Below are 209 nucleotides of genomic sequence, written 5' to 3'. Positions count from 1 at the left end.
TGCTGATATGGCTCAGTTGGTAGAGCGCACCCTTGGTAAGGGTGAGGTCCCCAGTTCGACTCTGGGTATCAGCACCAGTTTTTCGGGTTAAAGTTTGGCACTTAGTAAAGAATTTGTCTGGCGGCTGTAGCACGGTGGTCCCACCTGACCCCATGCCGAACTCAGAAGTGAAACGCCGTAGCGCCGATGGTAGTGTGGGGTCTCCCCAT

At 54.5% G+C, this 209-nt stretch carries 1 tRNA gene and 1 rRNA gene; both read left to right on the top strand.

Features of this window, described 5'->3' with window-relative positions:
- Window position 1: 1 nt before the first annotated feature.
- A tRNA-Thr gene (locus tag RYZ59_RS24670) sits at window positions 2-77 on the top strand.
- Window positions 78-116: 39 nt separating this feature from the next.
- Window positions 117-209: ribosomal RNA gene (gene rrf / locus RYZ59_RS24665) — 5S ribosomal RNA — on the top strand; the annotation flags it as partial.

This window comes from Citrobacter sp. HN-141 (assembly GCF_033341895.1).
Lineage (GTDB): Bacteria > Pseudomonadota > Gammaproteobacteria > Enterobacterales > Enterobacteriaceae > Citrobacter.
This window is presented reverse-complemented; position numbering and strand designations above follow the sequence as displayed.